Raw genomic sequence first — 15838 nt, 5'->3', positions numbered from 1 at the left:
GGTCACGGGGGACCAACGGGCCCATGGGGGGGGGCCACACGGGGGAAGTACGGGGGAGCACCAAGGGAGCGGGACTGGAGGGGCCGGGGGGCCCGTCCAGTCCCGCTTTCGTGTGTGCGGCCGTCAGCGTGTGCGGTTGTCAGCGGTACGGCGGTCAGGGGGCCGCGATCAGGCCTGGGAGGCCGACGCCGCGGCCGGGCGGCGGCCCGCAGCGGCCGCGGCCAGCCGGCCCAGGGCCTCGTCCTTGTCGCAGGCGTGGGCGCCGAGGGCCCTCTGGCGGGCGACGATGGAGCGTTCGGAGCGCATCAGGCGCCAGCCGCGGCGGAGCAGGAAGGGGACGGACTTGCGGCCCTCCCGCAGGTCGCGCAGGAAGCGGCGGCGGAAGGTCCGGAGCGGGCCCCGGCTCAGGCACAGGGCGTCGGCGAGAACGCCGAGTTCCCGGCACCGGGTGACGATCTCGGCGGCGAAGATGCCCTCCGCGATGAACAGCGGGGTGCGGCCCACCTCGACCGACTCCTCGCCGGTGCGGGCGCTCAGCGAGATGTCGTAGACGGGGATCTTCGTCCGGCCCGTGCGGCACAGGTCCACGATCGCGGCGATCGCCGTGTCCGCGTCCCACGAGTCCGGGTGGTCCCAGTCGATGTCGGAGCTTCCCGCCACCAGCGGCAGCGTCGGGTCGTCGCCCTCCTTGTAGAAGTCGTCGAGCCGCAGGACCGGCAGGCCGGAGCGGGCGGCGAGGAGGGACTTGCCGGAGCCGGAGGGGCCGCAGAGCAGCACGACTCGCGTCGGTATGGGTGGAGGGGAGCTCACGGGACACCAGTGTGAGGCATCCGGCGGCCCCTGTACGACCCCGCGGGTCGGCTTTGAAGCGCGCGTCACACCTCAACTACCCTTCGTGTCGACCTCGTTACCATGCGCAAGTGAAGCAAGCGGAAGGTGGCAGAAACGATGGCCCGACACGCGTCCTCCCAGAACCCGACCGCCCAGCGCGCCCTGGTCGCCCTCGCGACCGCGGGCGTGGCCCTGGGAGCAGGCGCGGCGTCGGCCTCCGCCGACACCGAACCGGTCGTCGACGTGATGCGCTCCCGCCCCACCTCGCTCGGCAACGTCGACCCGCAGGCAGGCCTCCAGGCCCTCACCGGCACCGTCGGCTACGTCACCGGCCCGGTCGCCGGCCTCAAGCCGAACCCGCTCGCCGGTACCGGCGTCGACCCCCTGGACAACGGCATCGGCACCCAGGGCGCCGGCTTCAAGCCGCTCACCTCGCAGGCGCTGACCCAGCCGATCGCGCAGGCGCAGTCCATCGGGAGCATGCCGGTGGTCGGGCAGGTGGCGGGGCTGCTGGGCAACGGCTGAGCGCGGCAGAGAGCCGCGCCTCCCCCGGACGGAGGGGAGGCGCGGCTCTCCGGTCTTCGGCGGCTGTCAGTACGCGGAGCCGGACGCGCCCAGCGAACCCGTCGGGTGCCAGACCGTCTTCGTCTCCAGGAACGCCGTCATGCGGTCGAGGCCGGGGGTCGCCGACCAGTTGTCCACAGGCTGTGGACGCAGGACGCGCTTCAGGTTGTCCGCCGCCGCGATCTCCAGGTCCTTCGCCAGTTCGTCGTCCGCGCCGGCCAGGTCGATCGCGTTGACGTCCTGGTGCGCCGCGAGGGGCGCCGCGATCTCCGCCGTACGGCCGGAGAGGATGTTGACCACGCCGCCGGGCAGGTCGGAGGTGGCCAGGACCTCGCCCAGGGACAGGGCCGGGAGCGGGGAGTTCTCGCTCGCGATCACGATGGCCGTGTTGCCGGTCGCGATCACCGGGGCGAGGACCGAGACCAGGCCCAGGAAGGACGACTCCTGTGGGGCGAGGACCGCGACCACGCCCGTCGGCTCGGGGGACGAGAGGTTGAAGTACGGGCCCGCCACCGGGTTGGCGCCGCCGACCACCTGGGCGATCTTGTCGGTCCAGCCCGCGTACCAGACCCAGCGGTCGATCGTCGCCTCCACCTGCTCGGCGGCCTTGGACTTCGACAGGCCCTCGGCGTCGGCGACCTCGTGGACGAACTGTCCCCTGCGGCCCTCCAGCATCTCCGCGACGCGGTAGAGGATCTGGCCGCGGTTGTACGCGGTCGCCCCGGACCAGCCGCCGAACGCCTTGCGGGCCGCGACCACGGCGTCACGGGCGTCCTTGCGGGAGGAGAGCGGCGCGTTGGCCAGCCACTTGCCCTTCGAGTCGGTCACTTCGTACACCCGGCCGCTCTCGGAACGCGGGAACTTCCCGCCGACGTACAGCTTGTAGGTCTTGAAGACGCTCAGACGTTCGTTGCTGCGGTCAGACATCGAGGTACGCCTCCAGGCCGTGGCGGCCGCCCTCGCGGCCGAAGCCCGACTCCTTGTATCCGCCGAACGGCGAGGTCGGGTCGAACTTGTTGAACGTGTTGGACCAGACGACGCCCGCGCGGAGCTTGTTCGCCACCGCCAGGATGCGGGAGCCCTTCTCCGTCCAGATGCCCGCCGACAGGCCGTACTGGCTGTTGTTGGCCTTGGCGACGGCCTCGTCCGGGGTGCGGAAGCTGAGGACGGACAGCACCGGGCCGAAGATCTCGTCGCGGGCGATGGTGTGCGCCTGGGTGACGTTCGTGAAGAGCGTCGGGGCGAACCAGTAGCCGGAGGAGGGGAGTTCGCAGGCCGCGGACCAGCGCTCGGCGCCCTCCGCCTCGCCCGCCTCGACGAGCGTGGTGATGCGGAAGAGCTGTTCGGCGGAGTTGATCGCGCCGATGTCCGTGTTCTTGTCCAGCGGGTCGCCGAGGCGGAGGGTCGACAGCCTCCGCTTCAGGGAGTCCAGCAACTCGTCCTGGATCGACTCCTGGACCAGCAGCCGGGAGCCCGCGCAGCAGACCTGACCCTGGTTGAAGAAGATGCCGCTCACGATGCCCTCGACGGCCTGGTCGATCGGGGCGTCGTCGAAGACGATGTTGGCGCCCTTGCCGCCGAGTTCGAGGGTGACCTTCTTCCTCGTGCCCGCCACCTGGCGGGCGATGGCCTTGCCGACCGCCGTGGAGCCGGTGAAGGCCACCTTGTTCACGTCGGGGTGCTCGACGAGGGCCGCGCCCGTGGCGCCGTAACCCGGGAGGATGTTGACGACGCCCCGGGGGAGGCCGGCCTGGCGGCAGATGTCCGCGAAGAACAGGGCGGACAGGGGGGTCGTCTCGGCCGGCTTCAGCACCACCGTGTTGCCGGTCGCCAGCGCCGGGGCGATCTTCCACGCCAGCATCAGCAGCGGGAAGTTCCAGGGGATGACCTGGCCGGCCACACCGAGCGGGCGCGGGTTCGCGCCGAAGCCCGCGTGGTCGAGCTTGTCGGCCCAGCCCGCGTAGTAGAAGAAGTGCGCGGCGACCAGGGGCAGGTCGGCGTCCCTCGTCTCCTTGATGGGCTTGCCGTTGTCCAGCGTCTCCAGGACGGCCAGTTCGCGGCTGCGCTCCTGGATGATGCGGGCGATGCGGAACAGGTACTTCGCGCGCTCGGAGCCCGGCAGCGCCGACCACTTCACGAAGGCCTTGCGGGCCGCCCGCACCGCGCGGTCGACGTCCTCGGAGCCCGCCTGGGCGATCTCGGACAGGACCTCCTCGGTGGACGGGGAGACCGTCTTGAAGACCTTGCCGTCGGCGGCCTCGGTGAACTCGCCGTCGATGAACAGGCCGTAGGAGGGCGCGATGTCGACGACGGAGCGGGACTCCGGTGCGGGTGCGTACTCGAATGCGGATGCCATGGTGATCAGTCCACCGTCACGTAGTCGGGGCCGGAGTAACGGCCGGTGGCCAGCTTCTGACGCTGCATGAGCAGGTCGTTCAGGAGCGAGGAGGCGCCGAACCGGAACCAGTGGTTGTCCAGCCAGTCCTCGCCCGCGGTCTCGTTGACCAGTACGAGAAACTTGATGGCGTCTTTGGAGGTGCGGATCCCGCCGGCCGGCTTCACGCCGACCTGTACCCCGGTCTGGGCGCGGAAGTCGCGGACCGCCTCCAGCATGAGGAGGGTGTTCGCGGGCGTCGCGTTGACGGCGACCTTGCCGGTGGACGTCTTGATGAAGTCGGCTCCGGCGAGCATGCCGAGCCAGCTGGCGCGGCGGATGTTGTCGTACGTCGACAGCTCGCCCGTCTCGAAGATGACCTTGAGGCGGGCGGCGCCTCCGCAGGCCTCCTTCACGGCGACGATCTCGTCGAACACCTTCGTGTAGTTGCCCGCGAGGAACGCCCCGCGGTCGATGACCATGTCGATCTCGTCGGCGCCCGCGGCGACCGCCTCGCGGACGTCCGCCAGCTTCACGGAGAGTGCGGCGCGGCCCGCCGGGAAGGAGGTCGCGACCGAGGCGACCTTCACGGAGGAGCCGGCGACGGCCTCCTTGGCGGTGGCCACCATGTCCGGGTAGACACAGACGGCCGCGGTCGCGGGGGTCGTACGGTCGGTCGGGTCGGGGCGGACCGCCTTGGCGCCGAGCGCCCGGACCTTGCCCGGGGTGTCCGCGCCTTCCAGCGTCGTCAGGTCGACCATCGAGATGGCGAGGTCGATGGCGTACGCCTTCGCGGTCGTCTTGATGGAACGGGTGCCGAGCGAGGCGGCGCGCGCCTCCAGGCCGACCGCGTCCACGCCGGGCAACCCGTGGAGGAAGCGGCGCAGCGTGCTGTCGGACGCGGTGACGTCGGCGAGAGCGTGTGCAGCGGATGCAGTGGTGGGCATGGTCACAAGCCGAGCATATCTACGCGCGTAGCGGCTGTACACCCCGGCGGACATATCAGGTGCTCATCCGGTACGCGTCCCGCACTAGTCCCGTACTCGTCCGGTACGGCGGCACCTCGTACCGGCGTGGGCGGGGGCTTCGGGCAGAATCGGGACCATGACGACCCCGGAGCCCCAGTCACCAGCGCCGCAGCCCTCGGTGCCCCAGTCGCCTGACCGGATCTACCGGTCGCCCGCGGGCATGGCCGGCGGTTTCCTGCTGCTCGGCATCACCGGCTGGCTCGGCATCGACGCGATCGTCACCGGCGAGGACCGCACACCGTGGCTGGCACTCGCAGCCCTGATACTCGTGGTGCCGCTGGTGGTGGCCTTCACGTTGCGCCCCGCCGTGTTCGCGAACGAGGAACGGCTGCGCATCCGCAACCCCTTCCGCGTGATCGTGCTGCCGTGGGCCCAGGTCGCGTCGCTGCGCTCCGGCTACTCGAACGAGGCCGTTGCCACGTCCGGCAAGAAGTTCCAGCTCTGGGCCATTCCCGTGTCCCTGCGGGGCCGCAAGAAGGCGGCCCGGCGGCAGGCCCGGCGCGGGGCGGAGGGCGACGGACGGGGCGGTGCGTTCGGCGGCGGCCTGTCCGGGCTGTCCGGCGGGATGCGGGGCGCAGGGATCGGCGGCGGGACCGCGGTGCCGGAGGGGCCCGTCCGAGCGGTGACCGACCGGGTCATGGACGAGCTGCGCGAAATCCACGAGGCCCAGGGGAAGGCGGAGGCGGCCCAGGGCGAGGTGACCGTGCGGTGGGCGTACGAGATCGTGGGGCCGGCGGCGGCCGGGGCGGTGCTGCTGGCGATCCTGATCGCGCTGGGCTGAGGGCACTCCCGGGCGGGGCGTGGCCGAGTCCTGGGGCGCGCGGGACGCGGGGCGGTGCGTGCGTGGCGGCGGTACGCCGTCCGGGGGGCACGGGGGTCCCCGCCACACCAGGGTCAGGTACGCACCGAGGTACGCCGAGCCCGTCACCGCCGCCGTCAGGACCACCGCGCGGCGGCCGCGGGGGTGGTCTCGGTGGTCGCTCGGGGTGTCGGCCGGAAGACGGCCGAGGACACGGCGGCGGCTCCAGGCAGGCTCGGCGGGTGCTTCCGGTCCACCGTTGCCCGCGGGGTTGGCGGAGGCGGGGAGCCCGCGTCAGCCTGCCTGGGGAAATCACCCGATGGGGCACCCCCTGAGTCTCCTCGGGGGCACCCCGTCCACGGATGGGGGCAACCCGTCCGTGGCTCAGATCCGCGCGTACCGCTCAGATCCGTCGTGTGCGGCTCAGATGCCGGCTGCCGTCGACAGGTCCCGCTTGATCGTCGCCAGCAGTTCCGCCGCCTTCGCGCGGGCCGTCGGGAGGTCGGCGTGCGCGGCGACCGGGACGACGACCTCCAGGTAGCACTTCAGCTTCGGCTCCGTGCCGCTGGGGCGGACGATGACCCGGGCGCCGTCGAGCGTGTAGCGCAGGCCGTCGGTGGGCGGGAGCGTGTCCGTGCCCCGGGTGAGGTCCTCGGCCCTGGTGATCGGCAGCCCGGCGAGGTGGGTCGGGGGCTGTTCGCGCAGGCGCCGCATCGCGTCCGCGATGACCGACAGGTCCTCCACGCGGACCGCGAGCTGGCCGGTGGCGTGCAGGCCGTGCTCGACCGCGATGTCGTCGAGGAGGTCGAGGAGGCTGCGGTTCTCCTCCTTCAACGTCGACGCGAGTTCCGTGACCAGGAGGGCGGCCGTGATGCCGTCCTTGTCCCGTACGCCGTCCGGGTCCACGCAGTAGCCGAGGGCTTCCTCGTAGCCGTAGCGCAGGCCCTCGACGCGGGCGATCCACTTGAAACCGGTGAGGGTCTCCTCGTACGGCAGGCCCGCCTTCTCGGCGATCCGGCCGAGGAGGGAGGAGGAGACGATCGACTCCGCGAAGGTGCCGCGGGCTCCTCGGGCCACCAGGTGGGTGGCGAGGAGGGCGCCGACCTCGTCGCCGCTGAGCATCCGCCAGTCGCCGTCGTCCTTCACGGCCACCGCGCAGCGGTCGGCGTCCGGGTCGTTGGCGATGATCAGGTCGGGGTCGGTCTCGCGGGCCTTCGCGAAGGCGAGGTCCATCGCGCCGGGCTCTTCCGGGTTGGGGAAGGCGACGGTCGGGAAGTCCGGGTGGGGGTCGGCCTGCTCGGCGACCAGGACGGGTCGCGGGAAACCGGCGCGGGCGAAGGCGGCGAGGAGGACGTCGGTGCCGACGCCGTGCATCGCCGTGTAGACCGTGCGGGCCGTGCGCGGGGAGCCGGGGGCGAGGACGGCGCCCGTGCGGGCGAGGTAGGCGTCGAGGACGGCGTCGTCGAGGGTTTCCCAGCCGGTGGTGGGGCGCGGGACGGTGTCGAGGGACGTGATGGCGTCGATCTCGGCCGCGATCTCGGCGTCCGCCGGGGGCACGATCTGGGAGCCGTCGCCGAGGTAGACCTTGTAGCCGTTGTCGCGGGGCGGGTTGTGGCTGGCGGTGACCTCCACGCCGGCGACCGCGCCCAGGTGCCTTATGGCGTACGCCAGCACGGGGGTCGGCAGGGGGCGGGGGAGGACCGCTGCGCGCAGGCCCGCTCCCGTCATCACGGCGGCGGTGTCCTGGGCGAAGTCGGCGGACTTGTGGCGGGCGTCGTAGCCGATGACGACGAGGCCGTCGTCCTGGCCCTTCGCCTTGAGGTACGCGGCGAGGCCGGCGGCCGCGCGGATGACCACGGCGCGGTTCATGCGCATCGGACCCGCGCCGAGTTCGCCTCGCAGGCCCGCGGTGCCGAACTGGAGGGTGCCGCTGAAGCGTGCGGTGAGCTCCGGGACGTCCTCGGCGTCGATCAGCTTCGCGAGTTCGTCACGGGTTTCCGTGTCGGGGTCCTCGGCCAGCCATGCCCTGGCTCGCGCGATGAGATCGTCGTGCACGTTCGGTCAACCTCTCGTTTCGGTTCGTCTGCGGCTTGCCGGGCGGGTTTCTCGCCCCCGCCGCCCCTACCCGTCCCGACTCCGGGGGCTGCGCCCCCGGACCCCCGTCGGCCCTGACGGGCCTCGTCCTCAAACGCCGGACGGGCTGATCGGGGCGGAGCCCCCTGGTGTGGTGGCTACAGGCGGCCCAGCACCTGTGCCAGCAGTGAGCCCATCCGTGTCGCCGAGTCGCGGCCCGCCTGGAGGACCTCCTCGTGGTTCAGCGGCTCGCCCGTCATGCCGGCCGCCAGGTTCGTCACCAGGGAGAGGCCCAGCACCTCCGCACCCGCCTCGCGCGCGGCGATGGCCTCCAGCACGGTCGACATGCCCACCAGGTCCGCCCCGATGACGCGGGCCATGCGGATCTCCGCCGGCGTCTCGTAGTGCGGGCCGGGGAACTGGGCGTAGACGCCCTCCTCCAGCGTGGGGTCGATCTCCTTGCACAGCGCGCGCAGGCGCGGGGAGTAGAGGTCGGTGAGGTCGACGAAGTTCGCGCCGATGATGGGGGACGTCGCCGTCAGGTTGATGTGGTCGCTGATGAGGACCGGCTGGCCGGGGCGCATGCCCGCACGCAGACCGCCACAGCCGTTGGTGAGGACGATCGTCTTGCAGCCGGCGGCGACGGCCGTACGGACGCCGTGTGCGACGGCGGCGACCCCGCGGCCCTCGTAGTAGTGGGTGCGGCCCAGGAAGACCAGGGCCCGCTTCGCACCGGTCCGGTACGAGCGGACCGTGCCGCCGTGGCCCTCCACCACCGGCGGCGGGAAACCGGGCAGCTCGGTGACCTGGAGCTCGGTGTCGGGGGCACCGAGGGCGTCCACGGCCGGAGCCCAGCCGGAGCCCATCACAAGGGCGACGTCGTGGGTCTCGGCGCCGGTCAGTTCGCGCAGGCGCGCGGCGGCGGCGTCGGCGGCGGCATGAGGGTCGCCCTGGATGTCGTCCGGAAGGAGAGATGCGTTCACGCGGACGAGGGTAGCCGCTCAGGGCCTACGCGCGTAGATGACAGAGCTCACGGGATGGGGATCGTTGTCTTGTCGTTTCCAACGAGAACGGCGGTCCCCGGGCCGACGAGACAGCGCCCCGGCTGCCTCAGCAGGGGTGCTTCCGGAGCTCCATCACATAGTCGTGCGGCGCGCCCGCCGACTCCGCCGCGTCCGCGATCTCGCCCAGGTAGCGGGCCGAGGGCAGGCCGCCCTCGTAGCCGTTGAGGACGTACACCCAGGCCGGTTCCTGGCCCTCCAGGGTGTGCACGCGGACGCGCATCCGGCGGTAGATGTCGAGACCGACGCCCTCCCAGCGGTCCATCGAGTCCTCGTCCATGGGGGCCAGGTCGTACAGCGCGACGAAGACCTGGGCGCCCGGCGCCTCGACGATCGTGGCTAGCGCGCCCTCCCAGCCCATGTGTTCGCCGCCGAAGGTCAGCCGCCACCCGTTCAGCCAGCCCGTCGCGCGCAGCGGCGAGTGCGGGGCGCGGCGGGTCATCAGCCGCGCGTCGAGGTTGCCGGCGTACCCGGCGTAGAGCGACATGCGTCGAGGGTACGGCAGCCGTTTCGCGGGCCTCTCCCGTCACGCACGTAACGGATGGGCCTCCCTGTCGCCCCCGGGGCGGTGGCAACGCGCGGCGTACGGGACAATGGAGTACGTGACTCGGATCGTGATCATCGGTGGCGGACCCGGCGGATACGAGGCGGCCCTGGTGGCCGCCCAGCTCGGCGCGGAGGTGACCGTCGTCGATTGCGACGGCCTGGGCGGGGCGTCGGTGCTCACCGACTGCGTCCCGTCGAAGACTCTCATCGCCACGGCCGAGGTGATGACCACCTTCGACTCGTCGTACGAAGAGCTGGGCATCATCGTCGCCGACGACACCCCGCCCATGGAGCAGGCCGCCCGGGTGGTGGGGGTCGACCTGGGGAAGGTCAACCGGCGTGTGAAGCGGCTCGCCCTCGCGCAGTCGCACGACATCACCGCCTCCGTGACGCGGGCCGGCGCCCGGGTGCTGCGCGGGCGCGGCCGCCTCGAGGGCATGCAGGCCCTCGACGGCTCGCGGAAGGTCGTCGTGCGTGCCGTCGACGGCACCGAGGAGACCCTCGTCGCGGACGCGGTGCTCATCGCCACCGGCGGTCACCCGCGTGAACTGGAGGACGCCCAGCCCGACGGCGAGCGCATCCTCAACTGGACCCAGGTCTACGACCTCGACGAACTCCCCGACGAGCTCATCGTGGTCGGTTCCGGTGTCACCGGCGCCGAGTTCGCCGGCGCCTACCAGGCGCTCGGCTCCAAGGTCACCCTCGTCTCCTCCCGCGACCGGGTCCTGCCCGGCGAGGACTCCGACGCCGCCGGCGTCCTGGAAGAGGTCTTCCGGCGCCGCGGCATGAACGTCCTGGCCCGCTCCCGCGCCCAGTCCGCCAAGCGGGTCGGCGACCGCGTCGAGGTCACCCTCGCCGACGGCCGGGTCATCACCGGCTCGCACTGCCTGATGGCCGTCGGCGCCATCCCGAACTCCGCGGGCATGGGCCTGGAGGAGGCCGGGGTCAAGCTCCGCGAGTCCGGGCACATCTGGACCGACAAGGTCTCCCGGACCACCGCCCCCGGCGTGTACGCCGCCGGTGACGTGACCGGCGTCTTCGCCCTCGCCTCCGTCGCGGCGATGCAGGGACGTATCGCCATGTACCACTTCCTCGGCGACGCGGTGGCCCCGCTGAACCTGAAGACGGTCTCCTCGAACGTGTTCACCGACCCCGAGATCGCCACCGTCGGCTACAGCCAGTCGGACGTCGACTCCGGCAAGATCGACGCCCGCGCCGTGAAGCTGCCGCTGCTGCGCAACCCGCGCGCGAAGATGCAGGGCATCCGGGACGGCTTCGTCAAGATCTTCTGCCGTCCGGGCACCGGCATCGTCGTCGGCGGAGTCGTGGTCGCGCCCCGCGCCTCGGAACTGATCCACCCCATTTCGATCGCTGTCGACAACAATCTGACGGTCGAACAGATCGCGAACGCGTTCACCGTCTACCCCTCCCTTTCCGGGTCGATCGCCGAGGTCGCGCGGCAGTTGCACACGCGCAAGGCGGGCGACGAGGGGTGACGGCCGAAAGCGATTCCCCGCTGGTCACGGGGAGTCGTCGCGCATGCGGATGGCATAGGCGCCGGGATTAGGCCCTATACCACTTCCTGTCCCTGTGTACGAACATCTTCTGTAATTCGGCGCAAACTGCTGAAAGCAGGCGGTCGTTGGGGTTACTGTCAGTTTCGTGTTCGCTGCAGAACGTCGCCAATTGATCCTCGAAATGGTGCGAGCGAACGGGGCCGTGTCGCTCCGTGAGCTCGCCCGCGTCGTCCAGACCTCCGAAGTGACCGTACGGCGGGACGTGCGCGCACTGGAGGCAGAAGGACTCCTCGACCGCCGACACGGCGGTGCGGTATTGCCGGGCGGGTTCACGCGAGAATCCGGCTTTCCGCAGAAATCCCATCTCGCGACCGCCGAGAAGACGGCCATCGCCGATCTCGCCGCGAGCTTCGTCCAAGAGGGCGAGGCCATCGTGGTCGGGGCGGGAACCACCACGCAGGAGCTGGCCCGCCGGCTCGCCCGGGTGCCCGGACTGACCGTCGTCACCAACTCCCTGTTGGTGGCCCAGGCGTTGGCCCACGCCAACCGCGTGGAGGTCGTGATGACCGGCGGGACGCTCCGCGGTTCGAACTACGCCCTCGTCGGCAGCGGTGCCGAACAGTCCCTCCAGGGGCTCAGGGTGTCGCGGGCCTTCCTCTCCGGGAGTGGACTGACCGCCGAGCGCGGGCTGTCCACGTCCAACATGCTCTCCGCGTCCGTCGACCGGGCGCTGGTGCAGGCCGCCGCCGAGGTCGTGGTCCTCGCCGACCACACCAAGCTCGGCACCGACACCATGTTCCAGACCGTGCCGACGGACCTCATCACCCGCCTCGTGACGGACGAACCGCCCGGCCACGACGACCGGGCGGCCACCGAACTCCAGGCCCTCGCCGACCAGGGGGTGCAGATCGCCGTCACGGGGGCGTCGGAGCACCCGGGGGGTGATCAGGTCCCGGCGCGTCGGCAACAGCGCCGGGACGTCCCCCTGCCGGGCCCGCGCCGCGGGCAGGTCCCCGGCGGCAGCCCCGGACTGCGCTCCGCCACGGCCCTGGGCGAGCAGACGCCGGGCACCGAACGGGCACGGGTCGCGGACCTCCGCCGCCGCTGAGGAGGCGGGGGTTCCGAGGAGACCCGTGACGGGGCAATGGGTTCCGGTTTCCCCTCTCGGACGGGGGGACTGCCCGGCACGGGGTGGGTGGTCCCGTACTCCCGTACCGTCGCCTTATGGGTGCTCGGGGGGAGTGTGCTCGGAGATCACCGGCGCGGACGCACGGGCGCGTGCCGGGACCGACCCGTGACCGGGAGAACGCCACCGGCACGGAGGAGTTGCGGGGCGGGCGCCGACCGCGGTGATGACGCCGGTGCCCCCGCCGACGCGGGGCGCACAGCTTCTCGATCGACCCGCCCTCCGTGTCTCTCACCGCGGTCGGCGCCCGCCGTCGCTCGCCGTCGGCGCCGCGGGTGTGGTCGGGCGGGGACGGAGAAGACGAGGCGCCCGGCGGACTGGAAGGATCAGTCCGCCGGGCGCCTCGGGGTGTCGTACGAAAAAGGCTGTCAGTCCTTGATCTCGCAGATCGCCGCGCCGGACGTGATCGACGCGCCGACGTCGGCGGACAGACCCTTGATGGTGCCGGCCTTGTGCGCGTTCAGTGGCTGTTCCATCTTCATCGCTTCGAGGACGACGATCAGGTCGCCCTCCTGGACCTCCTGGCCCTCCTCGACCGCGATCTTGACGATCGTGCCCTGCATCGGAGAGGCGAGGGTGTCGCCGGAGGCGGCCGGACCGGACTTCTTCGCCGCGCGGCGCTTGGGCTTGGCGCCCGCCGCGAGGCCGGTGCGGGCCAGGGACATGCCGAGCGAGATGGGGAGGGAGACCTCCAGGCGCTTGCCGCCGACCTCGACGACGACCGTCTCGCGGCCCGCTTCCTCGTCGGCCTCGGTGTCGGCGGGCGCGGCGAAGGGCTTGATCTCGTTGACGAACTCGGTCTCGATCCAGCGGGTGTGGACCGTGAACGGGTCGGCCGAGCCGGTGAGCTCGGGGGCGAACGCCGGGTCCTTGACGACCGCGCGGTGGAACGGGATGGCGGTGGCCATGCCCTCGACCTGGAACTCCTCCAGGGCGCGGGCGGCCCGCTGGAGGGCCTGCTCGCGGGTGGCGCCGGTGACGATCAGCTTGGCCAGCAGGGAGTCCCAGGCCGGGCCGATGACCGAGCCGGCCTCGACACCGGCGTCCAGGCGGACGCCCGGGCCGGACGGTGCGGCGAAGGTCGTGACGGTGCCGGGGGCGGGAAGGAAGCCCCGGCCCGGGTCCTCGCCGTTGATGCGGAACTCGAAGGAGTGGCCGCGCAGCTCGGGGTCGCCGTAGCCGAGTTCCTCGCCGTCGGCGATGCGGAACATCTCGCGGACGAGGTCGATGCCGGCGACCTCCTCGGTGACCGGGTGCTCCACCTGGAGACGGGTGTTGACCTCCAGGAAGGAGATCGTGCCGTCGACGCCGACCAGGAACTCCACCGTGCCGGCGCCGACGTAGCCGGCCTCCTTGAGGATGGCCTTGGAGGAGGAGTACAGCTCGGCGACCTGTGCCTCGGAGAGGAAGGGCGCCGGGGCCTCCTCGACCAGTTTCTGGTGGCGGCGCTGCAGCGAGCAGTCGCGCGTGGAGACCACGACCACGTTGCCGTGCTGGTCGGCCAGGCACTGGGTCTCGACGTGCCGGGGCTTGTCGAGGTAGCGCTCGACGAAGCACTCGCCCCGGCCGAACGCGGCGACCGCCTCGCGGACCGCCGAGTCGTACAGCTCGGGTACCTCTTCGAGGGTGCGGGCGACCTTCAGACCGCGACCACCACCGCCGAAGGCGGCCTTGATCGCGATGGGCAGGCCGTGCTCCCGCGCGAACGTGACGACCTCGTCGGCGCCGGAGACCGGGTCGGGCGTGCCGGCCACCAGCGGGGCGCCGGCACGCTGGGCGATGTGGCGGGCGGCCACCTTGTCGCCGAGGTCGCGGATGGCCTGCGGCGGCGGGCCGATCCAGATCAGCCCCGCGTCGCCGACCGCCTGGGCGAAGTCGGCGTTCTCGGAGAGAAATCCGTAGCCGGGATGGATGGCGTCGGCGCCGGACTCGCGCGCGGCGTTCAACACCTTCTCGATGTCGAGATAGCTGGTCGCGGGAGTGTCACCGCCCAGAGCGAACGCCTCATCCGCGGCGCGGACATGCAGAGCGTCCCGATCCGGGTCGGCGTAGACGGCCACGCTCGCGATACCGGCATCCCGGCAGGCCCGGGCCACGCGGACAGCGATTTCGCCACGGTTGGCGATGAGCACCTTGCGCACGATTGAGGCTCCCTCCTTGAAACAAGCCGAGTTTAGGGACTGCCGACACGACACTTCGACCCGTCCCCACTGGTGAGCTTGCCCACACGGAGCGTGATGTGAGGCCAGCTCGACCGCGAAATCCCTTGTCGCACCTGGGTACGCCGGACTCCTGTCGAAACCCTAGCCTTCCTTTGTGGTCAAGGTCTCTATGAGAGCGTGCTGCGGGCCACAGGGTTTCTTTGTGGAGTCCCTACGAATGGCCCAATGATTCTTTGCCCGCGGCGGAACTCTTGTCCGTGGGTGTACCGGTGAGTAGCGTTCAGCACGCCCCGAACGTACTTGGGGTAACAGCAGCCTTGCTCGGGTGGTGTTCGGAAAGCTCGGAAGTGGGTGGGGACCGGTGGTGCGCAGACCGGTGGCGTGGATCGTGGCGGTCGTGCTCTTCGTCGAGGCGCTCGGCGTCGTCGCGCTGAACTGGCTCCTGGGGACGGTCGTCGACAACCAGCAGATGTCCCTGGCCGGCCTCGACCCGGACGTGATGTCCACGTCGTCCAAGGTCAGCGGCTTCGTCTTCGGTCTCTACTTCGTCCTGTGCGGCCTGGTCGCGCTCCTGGTCGCCCTCCGCGACCGCCCGCCGGTGGGCCTCGGGCGTGTCCTGCTGGTCAGCGCGGCCGTGGTGCACGGGCTGCTGGGCGCGTTCTCCTGGGGACTGATGGGCTGGCACGCGTTCCTGTTCATGATGGTGGTGCTCGCGCTCATCGTGTTGCTGCTGATGACGTACGACCTTCAGGGCCGGCCGGAGCCCGAGCCCGCCGACGTGACGCAGGGCGGCCCGAAGGGCGGCGACGGCTCGTCGCTCGCCCCGCCGACGCCCAGCACGTCCTGACCGCTGCGGCCGGTCACTTCTCCCCGGGCGTCCACAACTCGGTGATGCCGACGCCCAGTTCGGCCAGCAGTCGCCGCAGGAGCGGCAGGCTGATGCCGATCACGTTGCCGTGGTCGCCGTCGATGCCGTCGATGAACGGGGCCGAGCGGCCGTCGAGGGTGAACGCCCCGGCGACGTAAAGGGGCTCGCCCGAGGCGACGTACGAGGCGATCTCCTCGTCGGTGGGGTCGCCGAAGTGGACGACGGTGGAGGCGACGGCCGAGGCGTGGCGCCCGGTGGCGGTGTCGTGGACGCAGTGGCCCGTCTGGAGCGTCCCGGCCCGTCCGCGCATCGCCTTCCAGCGGGCGGTGGCCTCCTCGGCGTCGGCCGGCTTGCCCAGGGCCTCGCCGTCCAGGTCGAGCACCGAGTCGCAGCCGATCACCAGGGCGCCCTTGACCTCGGGCTTCGCCGCCACCACGGATGCCTTCGCCTGGGCGAGGGCGAGGGCCAGCTCGGCGGGGGTCGGCGCGCTCACGGCGTCCTCGTCGACGCCGCTCACGATCACCTCGGGGTCGAGTCCGGCCTGCCGCAACAGGCCGAGCCGGGCGGGGGACTGGGAGGCGAGGACGAGTCGGCGGCGCGGCTGATCAGTCATGCGGCCAGGGTATCGGCGGCCCGCCCCGGGGTTCTCACCTCACCCCGAGCACGATCATCGCCAGCACCATGGCCAGCGCTATGAGAACGCCCAGCCGCCGAAGCATCTCCTGCGTGTCGCGCAGTTCCTTCGGCGGCTCGTTGTCGGGGTCGGACCACAGCATGTCTTCCAGCGTGCGGGGGTTGCGTGGAGGGCGCCTGAGTACGCGTACTCAAC

15 protein-coding genes are annotated in these 15838 nt (G+C 71.6%); 5 read left to right on the top strand and 10 right to left on the bottom strand.

Features of this window, described 5'->3' with window-relative positions; all coding sequences use genetic code 11:
• Nucleotides 1-168: 168 nt before the first annotated feature.
• On the bottom strand, nucleotides 169-879 hold the full coding sequence (locus tag KUM49_RS37020) for a uridine kinase (RefSeq protein ID WP_217241356.1): 711 nt from the start codon (nucleotides 877-879) through the stop codon (nucleotides 169-171).
• 69 nt (nucleotides 880-948) lie between these two features.
• On the opposite strand from KUM49_RS37020, the gene KUM49_RS37015 reads away from it, so the two are divergent.
• Nucleotides 949-1356, top strand: a complete 408-nt coding sequence (locus KUM49_RS37015; protein WP_217241355.1) for a hypothetical protein — start codon at nucleotides 949-951, stop codon at nucleotides 1354-1356.
• A gap of 66 nt (nucleotides 1357-1422) precedes the next feature.
• On the opposite strand, the gene KUM49_RS37010 is transcribed toward KUM49_RS37015, so the two are convergent.
• Genes KUM49_RS37010 through deoC form a run of 3 tightly spaced genes read right to left on the bottom strand, consistent with a single transcriptional unit; the run spans nucleotide 1423 to nucleotide 4716 of the window.
• Nucleotides 1423-2322 carry an aldehyde dehydrogenase family protein gene (locus KUM49_RS37010; protein WP_217241354.1) on the bottom strand — a complete coding sequence of 300 codons (900 nt, stop codon included), beginning with the start codon at nucleotides 2320-2322 and terminating at the stop codon, nucleotides 1423-1425.
• Nucleotides 2315-3751 carry an aldehyde dehydrogenase family protein gene (locus KUM49_RS37005; protein ID WP_217241353.1) on the bottom strand — a complete coding sequence of 479 codons (1437 nt, stop codon included), beginning with the start codon at nucleotides 3749-3751 and terminating at the stop codon, nucleotides 2315-2317. The genes KUM49_RS37010 and KUM49_RS37005 overlap by 8 nt, the downstream gene beginning before the upstream one ends.
• Before the next feature lie 5 nt (nucleotides 3752-3756).
• Entirely contained in the window at nucleotides 3757-4716 is a 960-nt protein-coding gene (gene deoC / locus KUM49_RS37000) for a deoxyribose-phosphate aldolase (RefSeq protein ID WP_217241352.1), read from the bottom strand.
• A 157-nt stretch (nucleotides 4717-4873) separates the two neighbouring features.
• Between deoC and KUM49_RS36995 the strand changes: the two genes are divergently transcribed.
• Entirely contained in the window at nucleotides 4874-5578 is a 705-nt protein-coding gene (locus KUM49_RS36995; protein ID WP_217241351.1) for a PH domain-containing protein, read from the top strand.
• 441 nt (nucleotides 5579-6019) lie between these two features.
• On the opposite strand, the gene KUM49_RS36990 is transcribed toward KUM49_RS36995, so the two are convergent.
• The 3 genes from KUM49_RS36990 to KUM49_RS36980 all read right to left on the bottom strand — a co-directional run bounded on the left by KUM49_RS36990 (nucleotide 6020) and on the right by KUM49_RS36980 (nucleotide 9217).
• Entirely contained in the window at nucleotides 6020-7651 is a 1632-nt protein-coding gene (locus KUM49_RS36990; protein WP_217241350.1) for a phospho-sugar mutase, read from the bottom strand.
• Between the two features lie 176 nt (nucleotides 7652-7827).
• Entirely contained in the window at nucleotides 7828-8652 is an 825-nt protein-coding gene (locus KUM49_RS36985; RefSeq protein ID WP_217241349.1) for a purine-nucleoside phosphorylase, read from the bottom strand.
• Between the two features lie 127 nt (nucleotides 8653-8779).
• Complete coding sequence (locus KUM49_RS36980) at nucleotides 8780-9217, bottom strand: gamma-glutamylcyclotransferase (RefSeq protein ID WP_217241348.1); 438 nt, start codon at nucleotides 9215-9217, stop codon at nucleotides 8780-8782.
• Between the two features lie 106 nt (nucleotides 9218-9323).
• Here KUM49_RS36980 and KUM49_RS36975 point away from each other — a divergent pair, with 106 nt between their 5' ends.
• Both KUM49_RS36975 and KUM49_RS36970 read left to right on the top strand, forming a co-directional pair.
• Complete coding sequence (locus KUM49_RS36975) at nucleotides 9324-10772, top strand: NAD(P)H-quinone dehydrogenase (protein ID WP_217241347.1); 1449 nt, start codon at nucleotides 9324-9326, stop codon at nucleotides 10770-10772.
• Between the two features lie 166 nt (nucleotides 10773-10938).
• Nucleotides 10939-11901 (top strand): DeoR/GlpR family DNA-binding transcription regulator, encoded by a 963-nt coding sequence (locus KUM49_RS36970; RefSeq protein WP_217241346.1) that lies wholly within the window; start codon nucleotides 10939-10941, stop codon nucleotides 11899-11901.
• A gap of 446 nt (nucleotides 11902-12347) precedes the next feature.
• Here the strand turns inward: KUM49_RS36970 and KUM49_RS36965 are convergent, their stop codons facing one another.
• Entirely contained in the window at nucleotides 12348-14120 is a 1773-nt protein-coding gene (locus tag KUM49_RS36965; RefSeq protein ID WP_217241345.1) for a biotin carboxylase N-terminal domain-containing protein, read from the bottom strand.
• 382 nt (nucleotides 14121-14502) lie between these two features.
• Here KUM49_RS36965 and KUM49_RS36960 point away from each other — a divergent pair, with 382 nt between their 5' ends.
• Nucleotides 14503-14988: a hypothetical protein gene (locus KUM49_RS36960; protein ID WP_217241344.1), complete on the top strand. Its 486-nt coding sequence runs from the start codon at nucleotides 14503-14505 to the stop codon at nucleotides 14986-14988.
• 13 nt (nucleotides 14989-15001) lie between these two features.
• On the opposite strand, the gene KUM49_RS36955 is transcribed toward KUM49_RS36960, so the two are convergent.
• Both KUM49_RS36955 and mmpB read right to left on the bottom strand, forming a co-directional pair.
• Nucleotides 15002-15622 carry a nucleoside triphosphate pyrophosphatase gene (locus tag KUM49_RS36955; protein ID WP_217241343.1) on the bottom strand — a complete coding sequence of 207 codons (621 nt, stop codon included), beginning with the start codon at nucleotides 15620-15622 and terminating at the stop codon, nucleotides 15002-15004.
• Nucleotides 15623-15656: 34 nt separating this feature from the next.
• Nucleotides 15657-15785 (bottom strand): morphogenic membrane protein MmpB, encoded by a 129-nt coding sequence (mmpB, locus tag KUM49_RS50010; protein ID WP_302185543.1) that lies wholly within the window; start codon nucleotides 15783-15785, stop codon nucleotides 15657-15659.
• Nucleotides 15786-15838 lie beyond the last annotated feature (53 nt).

The sequence above is a fragment of the Streptomyces sp. AC555_RSS877 genome, from assembly GCF_019049245.1.
Classification (GTDB): domain Bacteria; phylum Actinomycetota; class Actinomycetes; order Streptomycetales; family Streptomycetaceae; genus Streptomyces.
Note: the sequence above shows the minus strand (reverse complement) of the source record. Positions and strands in the feature narration are given on the sequence as shown.